The organism is Duganella dendranthematis, assembly GCF_012849375.1.
In the GTDB taxonomy this organism is placed as follows: domain Bacteria; phylum Pseudomonadota; class Gammaproteobacteria; order Burkholderiales; family Burkholderiaceae_D; genus Rugamonas; species Rugamonas dendranthematis.
On sequence record NZ_CP051684.1, the window covers coordinates 2,867,048 to 2,884,027 of the forward strand.

The 16,980-nt window shown below is 61.6% G+C and carries 15 protein-coding genes; 12 read left to right on the forward strand and 3 right to left on the reverse strand.

The genetic code is table 11. The features are described 5' to 3' along the window. The first annotated feature begins 109 nt into the window (after window positions 1-109). From HH213_RS13085 to HH213_RS13105, 5 genes are all read left to right on the forward strand, one after another. Window positions 110-1,603 (forward strand): MutS-related protein, encoded by a 1,494-nt coding sequence (locus tag HH213_RS13085; protein WP_169112520.1) that lies wholly within the window; start codon window positions 110-112, stop codon window positions 1,601-1,603. Window positions 1,604-1,645: 42 nt separating this feature from the next. Further along, window positions 1,646-2,173 (forward strand): GbsR/MarR family transcriptional regulator, encoded by a 528-nt coding sequence (locus HH213_RS13090; protein WP_110846368.1) that lies wholly within the window; start codon window positions 1,646-1,648, stop codon window positions 2,171-2,173. Window positions 2,174-2,227: 54 nt separating this feature from the next. After that, the gene (locus HH213_RS13095) at window positions 2,228-2,848 is read left to right on the forward strand and encodes a DUF4166 domain-containing protein (protein WP_110846369.1); all 621 of its coding nucleotides are present in this window, start codon (window positions 2,228-2,230) and stop codon (window positions 2,846-2,848) included. Beyond that, window positions 2,845-4,293 carry a TIGR01777 family oxidoreductase gene (locus HH213_RS13100; protein WP_169112521.1) on the forward strand — a complete coding sequence of 483 codons (1,449 nt, stop codon included), beginning with the start codon at window positions 2,845-2,847 and terminating at the stop codon, window positions 4,291-4,293. The genes HH213_RS13095 and HH213_RS13100 overlap by 4 nt, the downstream gene beginning before the upstream one ends. A 90-nt stretch (window positions 4,294-4,383) precedes the next feature. Further along, window positions 4,384-6,072: a methyl-accepting chemotaxis protein gene (locus HH213_RS13105; protein WP_169112522.1), complete on the forward strand. Its 1,689-nt coding sequence runs from the start codon at window positions 4,384-4,386 to the stop codon at window positions 6,070-6,072. On the opposite strand, the gene HH213_RS13110 is transcribed toward HH213_RS13105, so the two are convergent. Next, window positions 6,003-6,755, reverse strand: coding sequence for a carbon-nitrogen hydrolase family protein (locus HH213_RS13110; RefSeq protein WP_169112523.1), 753 nt, complete (start codon window positions 6,753-6,755; stop codon window positions 6,003-6,005). The genes HH213_RS13105 and HH213_RS13110 overlap by 70 nt on opposite strands. Next, window positions 6,755-8,635, reverse strand: a complete 1,881-nt coding sequence (locus HH213_RS13115; RefSeq protein WP_169112524.1) for a phosphoethanolamine transferase — start codon at window positions 8,633-8,635, stop codon at window positions 6,755-6,757. Before HH213_RS13115 ends, HH213_RS13110 begins: the two co-directional genes overlap by 1 nt. 295 nt (window positions 8,636-8,930) lie before the next feature. Here HH213_RS13115 and rpsL point away from each other — a divergent pair, with 295 nt between their 5' ends. The 7 genes from rpsL (at window position 8,931) to HH213_RS13150 (ending at window position 15,521) form a co-directional block, all read left to right on the forward strand. Then, a complete protein-coding gene (gene rpsL / locus HH213_RS13120; RefSeq protein WP_092281397.1) occupies window positions 8,931-9,314 on the forward strand; it encodes a 30S ribosomal protein S12 in 384 nt (127 codons plus the stop codon). A 106-nt stretch (window positions 9,315-9,420) separates the two neighbouring features. After that, window positions 9,421-9,891 carry a 30S ribosomal protein S7 gene (gene rpsG / locus HH213_RS13125; protein WP_110846374.1) on the forward strand — a complete coding sequence of 157 codons (471 nt, stop codon included), beginning with the start codon at window positions 9,421-9,423 and terminating at the stop codon, window positions 9,889-9,891. A gap of 114 nt (window positions 9,892-10,005) precedes the next feature. After that, window positions 10,006-12,111, forward strand: coding sequence for an elongation factor G (fusA, locus tag HH213_RS13130; RefSeq protein WP_110846375.1), 2,106 nt, complete (start codon window positions 10,006-10,008; stop codon window positions 12,109-12,111). A gap of 71 nt (window positions 12,112-12,182) precedes the next feature. After that, entirely contained in the window at window positions 12,183-13,373 is a 1,191-nt protein-coding gene (gene tuf / locus HH213_RS13135; protein WP_110846314.1) for an elongation factor Tu, read from the forward strand. 127 nt (window positions 13,374-13,500) lie between these two features. After that, on the forward strand, window positions 13,501-13,818 hold the full coding sequence (gene rpsJ, locus HH213_RS13140) for a 30S ribosomal protein S10 (protein WP_005663509.1): 318 nt from the start codon (window positions 13,501-13,503) through the stop codon (window positions 13,816-13,818). 114 nt (window positions 13,819-13,932) lie between these two features. After that, window positions 13,933-14,775 (forward strand): DUF817 domain-containing protein, encoded by an 843-nt coding sequence (locus HH213_RS13145; protein ID WP_169112525.1) that lies wholly within the window; start codon window positions 13,933-13,935, stop codon window positions 14,773-14,775. A 32-nt stretch (window positions 14,776-14,807) separates the two neighbouring features. Further along, on the forward strand, window positions 14,808-15,521 hold the full coding sequence (locus tag HH213_RS13150; RefSeq protein ID WP_169112526.1) for a siderophore-interacting protein: 714 nt from the start codon (window positions 14,808-14,810) through the stop codon (window positions 15,519-15,521). A 13-nt stretch (window positions 15,522-15,534) separates the two neighbouring features. On the opposite strand, the gene HH213_RS13155 is transcribed toward HH213_RS13150, so the two are convergent. Beyond that, entirely contained in the window at window positions 15,535-16,746 is a 1,212-nt protein-coding gene (locus HH213_RS13155) for an ROK family transcriptional regulator (protein WP_110846378.1), read from the reverse strand. Window positions 16,747-16,980: the final 234 nt, after the last annotated feature.

Below are 16,980 nucleotides of genomic sequence, written 5' to 3' on the forward strand. Positions count from 1 at the left end.
CGTCCGGCAGCGTCCGGAAACGTCCGTGATGTCCGCGTTGTCCGGCCGGACTTGAAAATCTGGCAATTGTGCTCAATCTGGCGCAGTGTTGCCAACTGATAAGCCTTTCATGACCGATTACCCGTTTGTGCCGAGCGATGTCGCGCTCTACCGCCGTACCCTGTCCGATGCGGACACCCTGCTGGACAGCGCGACCTGGGACGACCTGCTGCTGCCGGATTACAGCGCGCAGCTGGCGCGCGAGACCAGCATCTTCGGCCAGCAGGAACTGCACCGGCGGCTGCATGTGGAGGAGGACGCGTCCGCAGCAGCCGTCCGCGTCCGCGCGCTGGTGGCGGACGATGGACTGCGGACGCGCTTGACGTCCGCCAGCACCGGTCTGCGCCAGGCTGACCGCGAGATCAGCGAGACCGTGTTTGGCGCGCCGCTGCCGGTAACGCCGCGCTGGGTGCCGGTGCTGGGCTGGTTGCCGTGGGCCTTCTTGGTGTCGGTCGGGCTGGCGCTGGGCATGAACTGGTTGTGGATGTGGCTTGTGACGCTGGCGCTGTTCCTGTCGCTGTGCGGGATCCAGGCGGGCTATCATGATGCGGTACAGGAGTGGACCAGCATCCTCAACGCCATGCAGCAGATGCTGCGCGCGCACGGGTTGCTGGCGCAGATCGACGACCCGGCGACGGCGCCATTGCGCGATGACGGCGCCGAGGCGTCGCGCCTGAACCGGGGCCTTGGCCGCTCGCTGCTGGCCTATCTGCCGGGCGCGCGCGACTACGCCGACTGGATGTTCCTGGAAAATGTGCGGCACTACTTCCGCAGCCGCGAGGTGGTGCGTGAGCACATCGACTTCCTGCGCTCCAGCTTTGCGCGGGTGGCGGCGCTGGAGGCGGATCTGGCGCTGGCGCGCCATCTGTCGCAGGCGCCGGCGTTCTGCTGGGCGGAGCAAGGCGACGAGGTGGCGCTGGACGACGTGGTGCATCCGTTGCTGGCCGATGCGGCGGCGCTGACGTTCGGCATGGCGCGGCAGGGCGTCTTCATCTCGGGCCAGAACGGCATCGGCAAGAGCACCTTGCTGCGCACGATAGGACTGAATCTGATCACCGCGCGCGCCTTCGGCTTCTGCTACGCGACGCGCGCGGTCACGCCGCTGCAGCCGGTGTACACCAGCATGCAGAACGACGATGCGATGGATAACGGCGAGAGCTTCTATATGGCCGAACTGCGGCGCGGGCAGGAACTGCTGGCGGTGGCGGCGCAGCGGCGCGCCATCTTCCTGATCGACGAAATCTTCCGCGGCACGAACTACCTGGAATCGGTATCGGCGGCCGGCGCGGTGCTGCACACGCTGGCACAGCAGGGACGGGTGGTGGTGGCGTCGCACCATCTGGTATTGGCGTCGCTGCTGGCCGACAGTTTGCGACCGTGGTGCGTCAGCCGCGAGGACGGGCGCTGGCAGCTCAAGCCCGGCCTGCTGCAAGCCACCAACGGCATCGCCCTGCTGACAGCGCGCGGCTTCGACAGCGCCATCACCACCAAAGCTGATCGCATCCACGCCTGGCTCAGCGACTACATGGCGCATCCGGCTGAAAAGTCTTTGACTTTGGGTTGAACGAGGTCTAATATTTCTGCGTTGACAGAAATTAGAGAAATCATGGACCTTTCGCCGACCATCCAGAAATATATCCTCCACTGGGGCGAGATGGGCGCGCGCTGGGGCGTGAACCGGACCGTGTCGCAGATTCATGCGCTGCTATTCCTGGTCAACCAGCCGCTCAATGCCGAGCAGATCGCCGAGACGCTGAATGTGGCGCGTTCGAATGTCAGCAATAGCCTGAAGGAGCTGCAAAGCTGGGGGCTGGTGCGCATCACCCATATGGCGGGCGACCGGCGCGACCATTTCCTGGCCTTGCAGGATGTGTGGGCCATCTTCCGCGTCATCGTGGAAGAGCGCAAGAAGCGCGAGATTGATCCGACGCTGACCGTGCTGCGCGCCTGCGCCGCGGAGGCGGAAGATGACCCGCTGCTGGAGCCGGCCACCAAGGTCAAAATGGAGCAGGTACTGGCGTTCCTCGAAATGCTCACTGCCACGTATGACGATTACAAGCACCTGCCACCGGCCACCATGCAGCGCTTCCTGAAAATGGGCGGCAAGGTGGCGCGCCTGATCGGTAGCGACTAAAAATTTCACTCATAATTTCTGTTTATACAGAAATCACAGACGACGGCGCCGACCATGATGATCCCTTCCGAAGGTGAGCTGTTCAAGAAAATCCTCGGACCCACCTGGGGCAAGCTGCATCCGGATATCCAGGCGCGTTTCGACAAGAATCCGCTGCCGGGCAAGCCACTGCACTACACCGGCACATTGTCGGAGCTGAGTTGTTCGCGCGTGGGCCGGTTATTGGGCTACCTCAGCATGCCGTTCGTTAAAGGCGCGCTGATGCCATATAACGATGCGGATTTCCCGGTCGATATCCAGGTCTACTCCCGCCACAACTGCGCGTGGATTTTCAAGCAGCGCACCTATCGTCTGCACGCGCGCAAGCCGGTGATGTTCACTTCCTACATGGCGGAGAGCCCGAAGGGAGAAGTGCTGGAGTATGTCGGCATGGGACTGGGCATGAAGCTGGTGCTGGATGTCCGCGACGGTAACCTGCATTTCGAAAGCGATGGCTATTTCTGGCAGCTGTTCGGGGTACGCATTCCCTTGCCGGACGTGCTCACGCCGGGCAAGACCTTTCTCCGCCATCGCAACAACAGCGCCAACCAGTTCGACATCCGCATCGAGATCCGCCATGCGCTGTTTGGCACGACTTTTACGCAAGCAGGAATCTTCAGGGAGGTGACGGTATGAATACCCACACACTGGCGTTGCAGCTGATGGCAGCGCAGGGATGTCTCGGCGCCTTCGACACGCTTTACCATCATGAACTGACCGAGGCGTTGCCCGGCCGCGCCACCGCGCGGCGCGAGCTGTCGATTCACGCCGCGCGCGCGCTGATCTACAGCGCCTTGTTCATCGGCTTGTCGTCATGGGCCTTTCATGGCTGGTGGGCGGTGGTGCTGCTGCTGGTGTTCAGCGTCGAAATCGTGCTGACGCTGTGGGATTTCGTGGTCGAGGACCGTACCCGCCTGCTGCCGGCGACCGAGCGCGTCACCCATACGGTGCTGGCGATGAACGGCGGCGCCTTCATCGCGCTGCTGGCGTTAGACACGCCCGCCATGCTGGCCTTGCCTACCGCGCTGGTGTGGGAGCCGCACGGGGCGCTGGGCGTGTTCCTGGCGCTATGCGGCGTCGGCGTCGGCGTGTCCGGCCTGCGCGACGCCTGGGCTGCGCGCAGCATCGGCCGCATGGCGCAGCGTGTTGCGGGCGTGCCGCAGGCGAGCTTTGCCGAGGGCGAGCGCAGTTTCCTGGTGACCGGCGCCACCGGCTTTATCGGCCAGCGTCTGGTCCGCGCCTTGCTGCGCGATGGGCATCGCGTCGCCGTGCTGACACGGCAGCCGCGCCAGGCGGCGTGGCTGTTCGACGGCCGCGTCGAGTGCGTCGCCAGCATGGCGCAGTTGCCGTCGACAAGACGCTTCGATGTGGTGATCAACCTGGCCGGCGCGCGCATTCTTGGCTGGCGTTGGAGCGCCAAACGGCGTGCGGTGCTGCGCCAAAGCCGCATCGGCCTGACCGACGCCGTGGTGCGCTGGATCGGCGCCGCCGAACACAAGCCGGCGTTGTTGCTGTCGGCGTCGGCGATCGGTTATTACGGCGTGCAGCCGCGCGGCGACGCCACCGTGCTGACGGAACAAAGTGGGCCGCAGCCGATGTTCATGTCTGACCTGTGCCGCGAATGGGAGCAGGCCGCTGGCGGCGCCGCAGCGCATGGCGTTCGGGTGGCCTGTATGCGCTTCGGCCTGGTGCTGGGCACGCAGGGCGCGCTGCCGATGATGCTGTTGCCGGTCAAGCTGGGGCTGGGTGGTCCGCTTGGCGGCGGCACGCAATGGCTGTCGTGGATCCATGTGGATGACCTGATTGGCGCCATGGCCCATCTATGCCGCAGCGGCGGCAGCGGCAGCTACAACTTCACCGCGCCGGAGAGCCTGACGCAGGCGCAGTTCAACCGCGTGGCGGCGTCGGTGTTGCATCGTCCATACGGGATGCCGACGCCGGGCTGGCCGATGCGGCTGGCCTTGGGCGAACAGGCCGATCTGCTGCTCGAAGGGCAGCGCGTGGCGCCGCTGCGCTTGCTCGACAGTGGCTTCGTTTTCAGCTATCCGCAACTGCGGCAGGCCTTGGGCAATCTGTTGTAAGCAGTACTTTTGGATAGTTATTTCAAAGGTCAGAGAACTTCAAAATTTGGTATAGTGTTTCTAGTTAGAAATATCAAATTTGGAGGCGGGATGAATAAGGTCACAGTGCGAGCAAGCTTGCTTGGCGTATTAGTTCTGTTTACGGCAATGTTGCTGGCGGGGGCCGCGCTGGGCATCGTCGCCTTGCAGCAATCCAATCGGTCGATCGTGGAAGTGCACACCATTTCCAGTCAGATCATCACCATCAACGACGCCTACAAAGACACCACCCGCACGCGCTCGGCACTGACGCGCGGCTATGCGGCGCTAAAAGAGGGCGACGACAAGGCGACCCGCGATTCCGCCCTGACCAACGCCAAGAAATCCTACCAGCGCACGCTGGACTTCCTCGACAAGTTCGAGAAAGCGCCCGAGTTTCCAGGCCAGGACACGCAACTGAAAAAAGAGCTGGTGGACTCGGGCCGCAAGCTGTCGGCGGTGCTGGACCGCGCCTCGGACGCGCTGGCAAAGGATGATCCGGGCACATATTCAACCATCAATTCAAAGGAGTTGACGCCGGTGGGCGCCGCCTTCTCGGCCGCGCTGGAGAAATTCCAGAAGCTGGGCGATGAGCAGATCACCGCGCTGACCGAAAAGCGCGCCAGCGAATATTCGATTGTGATGTGGCTGGTTGTGCTGGGCCTGCTGATCGCGCTGGGCGTGGTGTTCGGCACGCACCTGATGCTGCGCTCGACGGTGCTGGTGCCGCTGGCCGGCGCGGTCGATCAGCTGGACCGCGTGGCCAGCGGCGACCTGACCGCCAATATCGAAGCCGATGGCGACAACGAAATCCAGCGCCTGCTGAAGGCGATCCAGCGCATGCAGGGCGACCTGCTGTCGACCGTGTCGCGCGTGCGGCATGGCGCGGACATCATCAACACCGGTTCGCAGGAACTGGCAGCCGGCAATATGGAACTGTCGTCGCGCACCGAGACGCAGGCCAGTTCGCTGGAAGAGACGGCGGCCTCGATCGAGGAACTGACCAGCACCGTCAAGCAGAATTCGGAGAATGCGCAGCACGCGCGCACGCTAGTGGAGGGCGCGTCCAACACGGCGGCGCAGGGCGGCGAAGTGATGACGCAAGTGGTCAGCACCATGAACGCCATCAACGACGCGTCACGCAAGATTGTCGATATTACCGGCGTAATTGACGGCATCGCCTTCCAGACCAACATTCTGGCGCTGAACGCGGCGGTGGAAGCGGCGCGTGCCGGTGAACAGGGCCGCGGCTTCGCGGTGGTGGCGACCGAGGTGCGCAATCTGGCGCAGCGTTCGGCGGCCGCCGCCAAGGAGATCAAGGTGCTGATCGACGACTCGGTGCAGAAGATCCAGTTGGGCACCAATCTGGTCGAGCAGGCCGGCACCACCATGACCACGCTGGTGGGCAATGTGCATCAGGTGACGCAGATCGTCGGCGAAATCGCCGTCGCCAGCCGCGAGCAGAGCGAGGGCATCGACCAGGTCAATCAGGCCGTGGCGCAGATGGATACGGTGACGCAGCAGAATGCCGCGCTGGTGGAAGAAGCCGCCGCCGCCACGCAGTCGCTGCAAGACCAGGCCAGCGAATTGCAGCTGACTGTCAGCGTCTTCAAGATCAACGAAAGCGCGGTCGGCGCCACCCGCCGCCCGGCACCCAGCTGGCGCTGCGCTGATCTTTTCCGGCGGCTGGTTCAGGCCGCCGTCTTGACCGGCAAGGTGCGGCCGTGCCAGCCGTTGTTTTCTTCCGCGATGACCAGGTAGTCGCCCGGGCCTTCGGCTTGGGCGATCAGGGTGCCGCCCGGCGCCCAGATGGCGCTTTTGCCGGCGCATGTGTAGCCGCCGGATGGGGCGCCGTGGTTGGCCATCAGCACGGTCATGCGGTGCTCTTCCGCGTAGCGGCGCAGCAGCGCCGCGTCGGCCTCGTATCCCCCGTTGGAAATCAGCACGCCGGCCACGTACAGGGTGGCGCCGGCGTCGGCTGCTGCGCGCGCGTGTTCCGGATGGGTGGTGTCGGCGCAGATGGCTTCGACGTAGCGCTGGCCGTGCAGCACGTGGGCTTGCGCGCCGCGCGGACCTGGCTGGACGTGGACGTCTTCGCCCGCGTGCAGGTATTGCTTGCGGTAGGTGGTGGCGCTGCTGTCCGGCCGGAAGGTGATGCTGGCGATGCAGGGCTGCGCGGCGCCGTCGTCGATCAGCGGGGCGCCGACGATGATGGTCATGCCGGTGTTGACCGCTGCGGCGCGCAGCTGCGCCAGGCGCGCATCGTGCGGCGACAGTGCGCACTCGCGCAGCAGCGGCAGTTCGTAGCCGCACAATGACAGTTCCGGGAACACCAGCAACTGCACGCATTCCGCATGGGCGGCGGCGATGAAGCGCAGGTGGGTGGCGAGGTTGGTGGCGAGGTCACCCGCTACCGAGGGCGTCTGTGCAGCGGCGATGCGCATTATTTATCCTGTTTGATGGGCTTGCTTTTGTCGATCACTTCGCGGCAGTCGCCTTTGAAATCGGCATTGTCGTAGTTGGTCCAGCCGTAGCTGTCCACGTAGCGCTTGTGCTGCTTGAATTGCTGGTTGAGGAAGCTCCACTCCAGTTTTTCATCGTCGTACGCGATGTCGCCCAGGTCCAGCAGCGTGTGGAAGATGTTCTCGGTGGCCAGCCGCGCCTTGCGGTGTTTGAGCAGCTGGCTGACCTTGTCCGGATAGCGCTCCTTGTATGCGTCCGAGTACCAGACGATGGCCGGCACGTGGAATTCATATTGGGTGTTGTGGCCGTGGAAGGCCAGCTTGCACGTGCCGTCGTACAGCGTCTGGCCGTGGTCGGCCACGTAGACCATCGAGGTCAGCTGCTGCGTGTCCTTCAGCTGGTGGATCACCTGCGACAGGAACCAGTCGGTGTAGAGGATGGAGTTATCGTAGCTGTTGTTGAGCTGTGGCTTGATCTTCAGGTCGGTGTACACCGGCTTGTCGATGCCGAACAGCGACGGCTGCCATTTGTCGAAGTCCTTCGGATAGCGCTGGCTGTAGTTCCAGTGATTGCCCAGCGTGTGCAGCACGATCAGTTTCTTCGGCGCCGGGTCGGCGATGGCGTGCTGCAGCGGCTCCAGCAAAATCTGGTCGAAGTTGGAGTTGTTGGTAAAGCCGCCCAGGTTCATGAACTGGATCACGTCGGCTTCCTTGGCAAACACCGACACCGGCGTGTCGAACTGGCCGAACGAGATCTGGTTCGACAGCCAGAAAGTCTTGAAGCCGGCCTCTTTATAGGCGGTGAGGAAGGATTTTTCCGAGAAGCCGTCCTTCAGGCTTTGTGTGGCCGGCTTGCGCGAGATGATCACCGGCACCGACAGCCGTGTCGCCGAGACGGCGGTGATCACGTCCGGCAGCGTGACCAGGTTGGCTTCCTTGCTCAGCAGCGGGGTGGTGTCGCGTTGGTAGCCGTTGATGCCCCAGCGGTCGTAGCGCGACGATTCGCCAATCACCATGATGACGATTTCCGGCGTGTCGTTCTTGCTCGGCTGGTGCGCGTGGAAGCTGAAGTTGCGGCTGCGCTGGCCCAGGTCGGCCAGGTATTCGCGCTCTTTCCAGAAGTCGATACCGCGCGCGGTCAGGCCGAACGGCCACGACGAGGCAAAGTCGTTGAATGTCAGCAGCGAGCGCATCCGCCATGGCAGCGGGCCGAGTTTCCAGTCCAGCCGATGTTCGCCGGCGATGGCCGCCCGTTCCGGATCGCTGACTTCTTCCGATGCGTCTTCCTCGCTGGCGGCGGACTCGGAAGCTGAAGCCGACGCTGACGCCGACGCGCTGGCGCTGCTGTGCGCCAGCGGCGCGGCATGCACGCCGAATTCGCGGCCGTACAGCGCCAGTGCCGCCAGCGCTATTAATATACCCAGCACGGTCTTGCGGCTGGCGCCGCGCCAGTTCAGTGCCGGGCTGCGGCGGGCCGCCACCTGCACCGCGATCCACCAGGCGATCACGCCCAGCAGCACGGCCGCCATCAGCCACACTTTGCGGCCGAGGAATTCCATCGCCTCTTTGGGGCTGGTCTCGGCGATGATGCCCAGGTGGTGGGTGGAGATGCCCTGGCCGTAATAAATGAATAAGTAAATCTCGGTCGGCAGCGCCAGGAAGGCCGGGATCAGCAACCAGTGGAACCACGCCGGCCGGCCGGCCACGCCCCACACCACCAGCCAGGCCAGCAACTCCACCAGCAGCACATGGCCCAGTTCCGGCACTTGCCGGCCCAGCAGCAGGGGCACGCAGGGCACCAGCGTCAGCAGCAGGTAACTGGTCAGCACGAACAGCGGGGCGGGGCGCAACAGGAATCGCATTGAGGGCTAGCAGGATGGGAATTATTTGCTATTATCAAGTGTTTTCAGACCTTTCTGCTAGTGGCTGCTTTCCCGCTGCAAGCCGCCATCCGCCGCGAAATTGATTGACTGAGCTACCGTTCACGTCTATACTCGCGAGTTCTCAATTTATTCTGCACATCGTATACGTTGAATCCGGCTGCTCCATGAGAGTGGCTGTTTGCGCCTCCTTTGGCCCAATAGATCGAGAGAAGGTTTTTTGTCCCCGGCATTTTGACCGGGTTGTTAATGTTGTTATTTAGTTGGGTTTAGAACGATGCCAACCATCAATCAACTGATTCGCCAACCACGCACCAAACTGGTCGTGAAGAGCAAATCGCCGGCGCTGGAAAACAGCCCGCAAAAACGTGGCGTGTGCACCCGTGTGTATACCACCACTCCTAAGAAGCCTAACTCGGCACTGCGTAAAGTTGCCAAAGTGCGTCTGACCAACGGTTTCGAAGTCATTTCGTACATCGGCGGTGAAGGCCACAATCTGCAAGAGCACAGCGTTGTTCTGCTGCGCGGCGGTCGTGTAAAAGACTTGCCAGGTGTGCGTTACCACATGGTTCGCGGTGCACTGGATACCCAGGGCGTTAAAGACCGTAAACAAGCTCGCTCGAAATACGGTGCCAAGCGCGCCAAGCAAGCTAAGAAGTAATCATTATTAATTGAGTTGAGCCGGTCGCGAGACCGAGTAAGTGGCTGGCTATGATGGCCGCCGCGAGTGACCGTAAGGCACTCAACTGAAGAGAAAAGGAAATGACATGCCACGTCGTCGTGAAGTACCCAAGCGCGAGATCCTGCCGGATCCAAAATTCGGCAACACCGATGTCGCCAAATTCGTGAACGTTCTGATGCTGTCCGGTAAAAAATCGGTCGCAGAAAACATCATTTACGGTGCTTTCGAGCACATCTCGGAGAAATCCGGTAAAGACCCGCTGGAAGTGTTCGCTACCGCGATCAACAACGCCAAGCCGCTGGTTGAAGTGAAATCCCGTCGCGTTGGTGGTGCCAACTACCAGGTGCCGGTTGAAGTCCGCCCAGTGCGTCGTATGGCGCTGTCGATGCGTTGGCTGCGTGAAGCTGCCAACAAGCGCAGCGAAAAATCGATGCCACAGCGTCTGGCGGGTGAGCTGATGGAAGCCGCCGAAGGCCGTGGCGGTGCGATGAAGAAGCGTGACGAAGTTCACCGCATGGCTGAAGCGAACAAGGCGTTCTCGCACTTCCGCTTCTAATAAAATCGGCCAGGTCCTGCGTGATCTGGCTGTCATCTGTTGTTCGAGGCCGGGCTCATTTTTTCTCCAAAAAATGGCGCTCGGTTTTGTCCATTCAAAGATTTAGGATTAATTATGGCCCGCAAGACCCCCATCGAGCGCTACCGCAACATCGGTATCTCCGCTCACATCGATGCAGGTAAGACCACCACCACCGAACGCGTTCTGTTCTACACGGGCGTGAACCACAAGATCGGTGAAGTTCACGATGGCGCCGCCACCATGGACTGGATGGAGCAGGAGCAGGAACGCGGTATTACCATTACCTCGGCTGCGACCACGTGCTTCTGGAAAGGCATGGCGAACAACTTCCCAGAACACCACATCAACATCATCGACACCCCAGGCCACGTTGACTTCACCATTGAAGTGGAACGTTCGATGCGCGTGCTGGATGGCGCTTGCATGGTTTACTGCGCAGTGGGCGGTGTTCAGCCACAGTCGGAAACCGTATGGCGTCAGGCTAACAAGTACAAAGTGCCACGTCTGGCCTTCGTCAACAAGATGGACCGCACCGGCGCGAACTTCTTCAAAGTGTACGAGCAAATGCGCGCACGCCTGAAGGCCAACCCAGTCCTGATCCAGATCCCAATCGGCGCCGAAGACAACTTCAAAGGCGTGATCGATCTGGTCAAGATGAAAGCGATCCTGTGGGACGACGCTTCGCAAGGCATGAAATTCGACTACGTCGATATCCCTGCCGAGCTGGCTGATTCGGCTGCCGAGTGGCGCGAGAAGATGGTTGAAGCCGCTGCTGAAGCCAACGAAGAGCTGATGAACAAGTACCTGGAAGAAGGCGACCTGACCGAAGCCGAGATCAAGAAAGCGCTGCGTGATCGCACCATCGCTTCCGAAATCGTTCCTATGCTGTGCGGCACCGCGTTCAAAAACAAGGGCGTACAAGCCATGTTGGACGCCGTCATCGAGTACCTGCCATCGCCGATCGACATCGCCGACGTTAAAGGCACCGACGACGACGAAGAGCCAGCGACCCGTAAAGCATCGGACGACGAGAAGTTCTCGGCGCTGGCGTTCAAGATCATGACCGACCCGTTCGTCGGCCAACTGGCCTTCTTCCGCGTGTACTCGGGCGTGATCAATGCCGGCGACACCGTGTACAACTCGGTCAAAGGTCGTAAAGAGCGTCTGGGTCGTATTCTGCAGATGCACGCTAACCAGCGCGAAGAGATCAAAGAAGTGCGCGCCGGCGACATCGCCGCGGCAGTGGGTCTGAAAGACGTGACCACCGGCGAAACCCTGTGCGATCCAGCGTCGATCATCGTGCTGGAACGCATGGTGTTCCCAGAGCCGGTGATTCAACAGGCTGTGGAACCAAAAACCAAGGCCGACCAGGAAAAAATGGGCCTGGCGCTGAACCGCCTGGCACAGGAAGATCCGTCGTTCCGCGTGAAGACCGACGAAGAGTCGGGCCAGACCATCATCGGTGGTATGGGCGAGCTGCACCTGGAAATTATCGTTGACCGTATGAAGCGCGAATTCGGCGTGGAAGCCACCGTGGGCAAACCACAGGTTGCATACCGCGAAACCGTCCGCAAATCGGTCAGCGATGTGGAAGGCAAGTTCGTCAAGCAGTCCGGTGGTCGTGGTCAATACGGTCACGCCGTGCTGACCCTGGAACCACAGGAACAAGGCAAAGGCTTCGAGTTCATCGACGCGATCAAAGGCGGTGTGATTCCACGCGAATTCATCCCTGCGGTTGAAAAAGGTGTGCGCGAAACCCTGAACACCGGTGTTCTGGCTGGCTACCCAGTGGTTGACGTCAAAGTCACCCTGACCTTCGGTTCGTACCACGATGTTGACTCGAACGAAAATGCATTCCGCATGGCCGGTTCGATGGCATTCAAAGAAGCTTGCCGTCGCGCCAGCCCAGTCATCCTGGAACCAATGATGGCTGTGGAAGTCGAAACGCCGGAAGACTACGCCGGTACCGTGATGGGCGATCTGTCGTCCCGCCGCGGTATGGTGCAAGGCATGGACGAAATCCCAGGCGGCGGCGGCAAGATCATCAAAGCCGAAGTACCGCTGTCGGAAATGTTCGGTTACTCGACCACCCTGCGTTCCGCAACGCAAGGTCGTGCGACTTACACCATGGAGTTCAAGCACTACTCCGAGGCGCCTAAGCACGTTATCGACGCTATCGTTACCGCGAAAGCTAAGTAATTCTGTAATTTTTGCGGCCGGGTAGATCATCCGGCCGCACATTTAAAACTTTGTTCTGAGGAAGAATCAAAATGGCAAAAGAAAAGTTCGAGCGGACTAAACCGCACGTCAACGTAGGCACCATCGGTCACGTCGACCACGGCAAAACCACCCTGACCGCAGCAATCGCTACCGTTCTGTCGAAGAAATTCGGCGGCGAAGCCAAAGCTTACGACCAGATCGATGCTGCTCCAGAAGAAAAAGCACGCGGTATTACCATCAACACCGCTCACGTTGAGTACGAAACCGCCGCACGTCACTACGCTCACGTTGACTGCCCAGGCCACGCCGACTACATCAAAAACATGATTACCGGTGCTGCGCAGATGGACGGCGCGATCCTGGTTTGCTCCGCAGCTGACGGCCCAATGCCACAGACCCGTGAGCACATCCTGCTGGCCCGTCAGGTTGGCGTGCCATATATCGTCGTGTTCCTGAACAAATGCGATCTGGTGGATGACGAAGAGCTGCTGGAACTGGTTGAAATGGAAGTGCGTGAGTTGCTTTCGAAATACGAGTTCCCAGGCGACGACCTGCCAATCATCAAAGGTTCGGCACGTAAAGCACTGGACGGCGACACCGGCCCACTGGGCGAGCAAGCCATCATGGCCCTGGCCGATGCACTGGACAGCTACATCCCTACGCCAGAGCGCGCAGTCGATGGCGCCTTCCTGATGCCAGTGGAAGACGTGTTCTCGATCTCGGGTCGCGGCACCGTGGTAACCGGTCGTGTTGAGCGCGGTATCATCAAAGTCGGCGAAGAGATCGAAATCGTCGGTATCGTTGACACCGTCAAAACCACCTGCACCGGCGTGGAAATGTTCCGCAAACTGCTGGACCAGGGTCAAGCAGGCGACAACGTTGGTCTGCTGCTGCGCGGCACCAAGCGTGAAGACGTGCAACGTGGTCAAGTTCTGGCAAAACCAGGCTCGATCAAGCCGCACAACCACTTCACCGGCGAGATCTACGTGCTGTCGAAAGACGAAGGCGGTCGTCATACCCCGTTCTTCAACAACTATCGTCCACAGTTCTACTTCCGTACGACTGACGTGACCGGTTCGATCGAACTGCCACAGGACAAAGAAATGGTTATGCCAGGCGATAACGTGTCGATCACCGTCAAGCTGATCAACCCGATCGCGATGGAAGAAGGTCTGCGCTTCGCAATCCGCGAAGGCGGCCGTACCGTCGGCGCCGGTGTGGTTGCAAAAATCCTGGCCTAATTTTTAGTCCGGATTGAAACTGGGCCGATAGGGTGTGATACCATATCGGCCCAGTTGTATGAAACTTCGTTCTTTTTAAAATTGCTGGCGCTACAAAGTTGCCAGTTCGCTCTTTTGAGGAATTATCATGTCCGCACCAAACCAAAAAATCCGTATCCGTCTGAAAGCTTTCGACTACAAGCTGATCGACCAGTCCGCACTGGAAATCGTTGACACCGCTAAGCGCACCGGCGCCGTTGTCAAAGGCCCAGTCCCACTGCCAACCCGCATTCAACGTTTCGACGTTCTGCGTTCGCCACACGTCAACAAGACCTCGCGCGACCAGTTCGAGATCCGTACCCACCAGCGCCTGATGGACATCGTCGACCCAACCGACAAGACCGTTGACGCACTGATGAAGCTGGACCTGCCAGCTGGCGTTGATGTCGAAATCAAACTGCAATAATCGTCTTGAAGCCGGCGGCGCTGCCTAGCGCCACTGCCAGCTGATGATGGGGCCGGACGTGCAAACGTCCGGCCCCATTGTTTTTTACGGCTGAAACCGCTAGAGTCTGACGCCATGCTGGCCATCCTCGACACCCATCTGCTGACTGCCACCACCCGCCACGGCCTGCGCGGCTGGCAGCGCTTTCTGCTGGAATTCCTCTACTTCGGCATCAAGAACGCCCGCGCCTGTCTGTTCGTGGCGCTGTTCTTCGCCAGCGTGCTGCTGGTGCCGCGCGCCGGGCTGTTCGGCCTGCCGCGCTACGACGTGCTGCTGCTGGCCGCCATCGCCATCCAGGTCTGGATGTTGTGGGCCCGGCTGGAAACCTGGGATGAACTGAAGGCGGTGTGCCTGTTCCACCTGGTCGGATTTGCGCTGGAAGCGTTCAAGGTCTCGGGCAGCATCCAGTCGTGGAGCTATCCGGACTTTGCCTACACCAAGCTGTTTGGCGTGCCGCTGTTTTCCGGGTTTATGTACGCGGCGGTGGGCAGCTATGTGATCCAGGCCTGGCGCCTGTTCGACCTGCGCATCCGCCACCATCCGCCGTACTGGATGGCGGTGACGATCGCGCTGCTGATCTATGCCAATTTCTTCACCCATCACTACATCGGCGATTTCCGCTGGTATCTGGCGGCCTGCGCGCTGGGCCTTTACGCCCGCACCACGGTGGTGTTCAAGCCGCTCGACCGTAACCGGCAAATGCCGTTGCTGCTGTCCTTCGTGCTGATCGGCTTTTTCATCTGGCTGGCGGAAAACATCAGCACGTTCTGGGGCGTGTGGCGCTATCCCAACCAGCTGGGGGCGTGGTCGGCGGTGCACGTCAGCAAATGGAGTTCGTGGTCGCTGCTGGTGGTGATGACCTTCACCATCGTCGCCCACCTCAAGCACATCAAGGCCCGCATCCACGTGCCGGAATAAAATATCCGCGCGCTTGTCCCGTCTGCACAGGCATGGACAACACATTCCCCACCAGGCGCGCCGGCCTGTTTGAATCGGCAGTGCAAAAACTCTTCACCCGCCCCGCGCGGGTGGTGGAGATCGAGAACATCGGACCGTATCGCCTGCTCACGCTGGGCGGCGATGCCTTGCGCAACGCGTCATGGACTGCCGGCGACAAGATCCAGATTCAGTTGGGCGGCTGGGTGCAGCGCACCTATACGCCGCTGGACTGGGATGCCGACAACGGCCGCCTGCGCATCCTGATTTTCCTGCATGCGGATGGTCCCGGCACGCAATGGGCGCGCGCGCTGCGCCAGGGCGACAGTTGCGTGGTATTCGGCCCGCGCAAATCGGTCCGCCTGGCCGAGCCGCAACCGTCGCTGATTTTCTTTGGCGATGAAACCTCGGTCGGCCTGGCGGCGGCGCTGACGCCAGCACAGATACTGTTGGAGATGAACGCACCGGCGGACAACGCCGGGGTGCTGGCCATGCTGGGCTTGCAGCATGCGCAGCTGTGTGCGCGTCACCGCGACGACGCGCACATCGCCGGGCTGGGAAACCAGCTGCTGGCGATGCTGCAGGCGCAACCGGAAGCCGAGATCGTGTTGACCGGCAAAGCCAGCACCATCCAGCATCTGACGCGCTTGCTGCGGCGCCAGCCGGGGCCGGCCGCACCGCGGCACAGCAAAGCTTATTGGGCCACCGGCAAAAGCGGCATGGACTGACAGGGCAGGGTGCTCAGGCAGTGCCCAGGCCGTGCTCGGCGAACGGCCGCATCAGGTAGTGGCGCGCCATGGCGGCGCCGCCGATGGCGATGGTGTTGGCGCCGAACTGCGGCGTGCGGATCACCGGCGCCGTCAGCGAGGTGGCGCTGGCGTAGTCGTGCAGCACCTGCCGCGCCGGCGTGACCAGGTGGTCGCCCAGCCGCAGCGCGGCACCGCCCAGTACGATGCACATCGGATCGAACGCCACCCACAAATTATTGAGCAGCACGCCCAGATGACGGCCGGCGGCCTCCACCGCTTGCAGCGCCGGGCCGTCGCCGGCGTCGGCGGCGCTGAACAGTTGTTGCAGCTGGGCCGGTGTCGAGGGCGCCGGTTTGCCGTAGACGGTGTCGAGCATGGCCTGCAGGCCGATCAGCGCATCGGCGCAGCCGCGCCGGCCGCAGGAGCAGGGTGGTCCGCCCTGTTGCAGGATGGTGTGGCCGACTTCGCCGGCGAATCCATACAGGCCGGTCAGCAGGCGGCCGTCGACGATGATGCCGGCGCCCACGCCGTAACCAATACTTACATAAATCAGCGGATCGGCGCCGTGCTGGCCGGAGAATTCCACCTCGGCCAGCGCCGCCACATTGGCTTCGTTTTGGGCGAACAGCGGCAACCCGGCCAGCGCCGAACCGGCCAGTCCGGCGCGCAGCAAGCCGATGACGTCGACATTGCGCCAGCCCAGGTGGGGCGCGACATGCAGCACGCCGGTGGCGTCGTCCACCGCGCCGGCCAGGCCGACGCCGGCGCCCAGCATGGTGCGTCCGGCCAGCTCGGCGCTGCCGCTCAGCGCGACCAGCGCCTGCGCGGTCTGGGTAATGCAGGCATCGGCGTCGGCCGCATCGGCGTAAGGCAGTTCGCGCGCGGCCAGCACCTCGCCCAGCAGGTTGGTGGCGACGATGCGCAGCGCGTCAATGCCGAGGTCGGCGCCCAGCAGGGCCAGCCGTTCACCGTCGAGGTGCAACGGGGTGGCGCGCCGTCCCAGGGCGCCGGTGGCGCGCAAGGCGCTTTCGGTCAGCCAGCCTTCGTCCATCAGTTCGCGCACCAGCAGGCTGACGGTGGATTTGGTCAGGCCCACGGTTTCCGACAGCCCGGCGCGCGACATGCCGGGCTCACTGCACAGCTGGCGCACCAGGGCCATGCGATTGATTTGTTTCAGTAATTGCTGGTCACCGGCGACGATCATGGGTCCTGTTCCAAGGGAATGTCGAGCGATGATACACCGTGCCTGCCGTTAGCACATTATTACAACATTACGCCGTTACGTAACAGCGAAAAACACCCGAGATGAAGCGCCGTAATTGACGAATGGAAGCGTTTCTCCTATTCTTAAGTTGCCGAATTTGTCACATCAATGAACTAATTCAGGCAGGTGCCGGTCGATGTTGCGCCCCCGGCATAAATCATAAATAAGGAGACA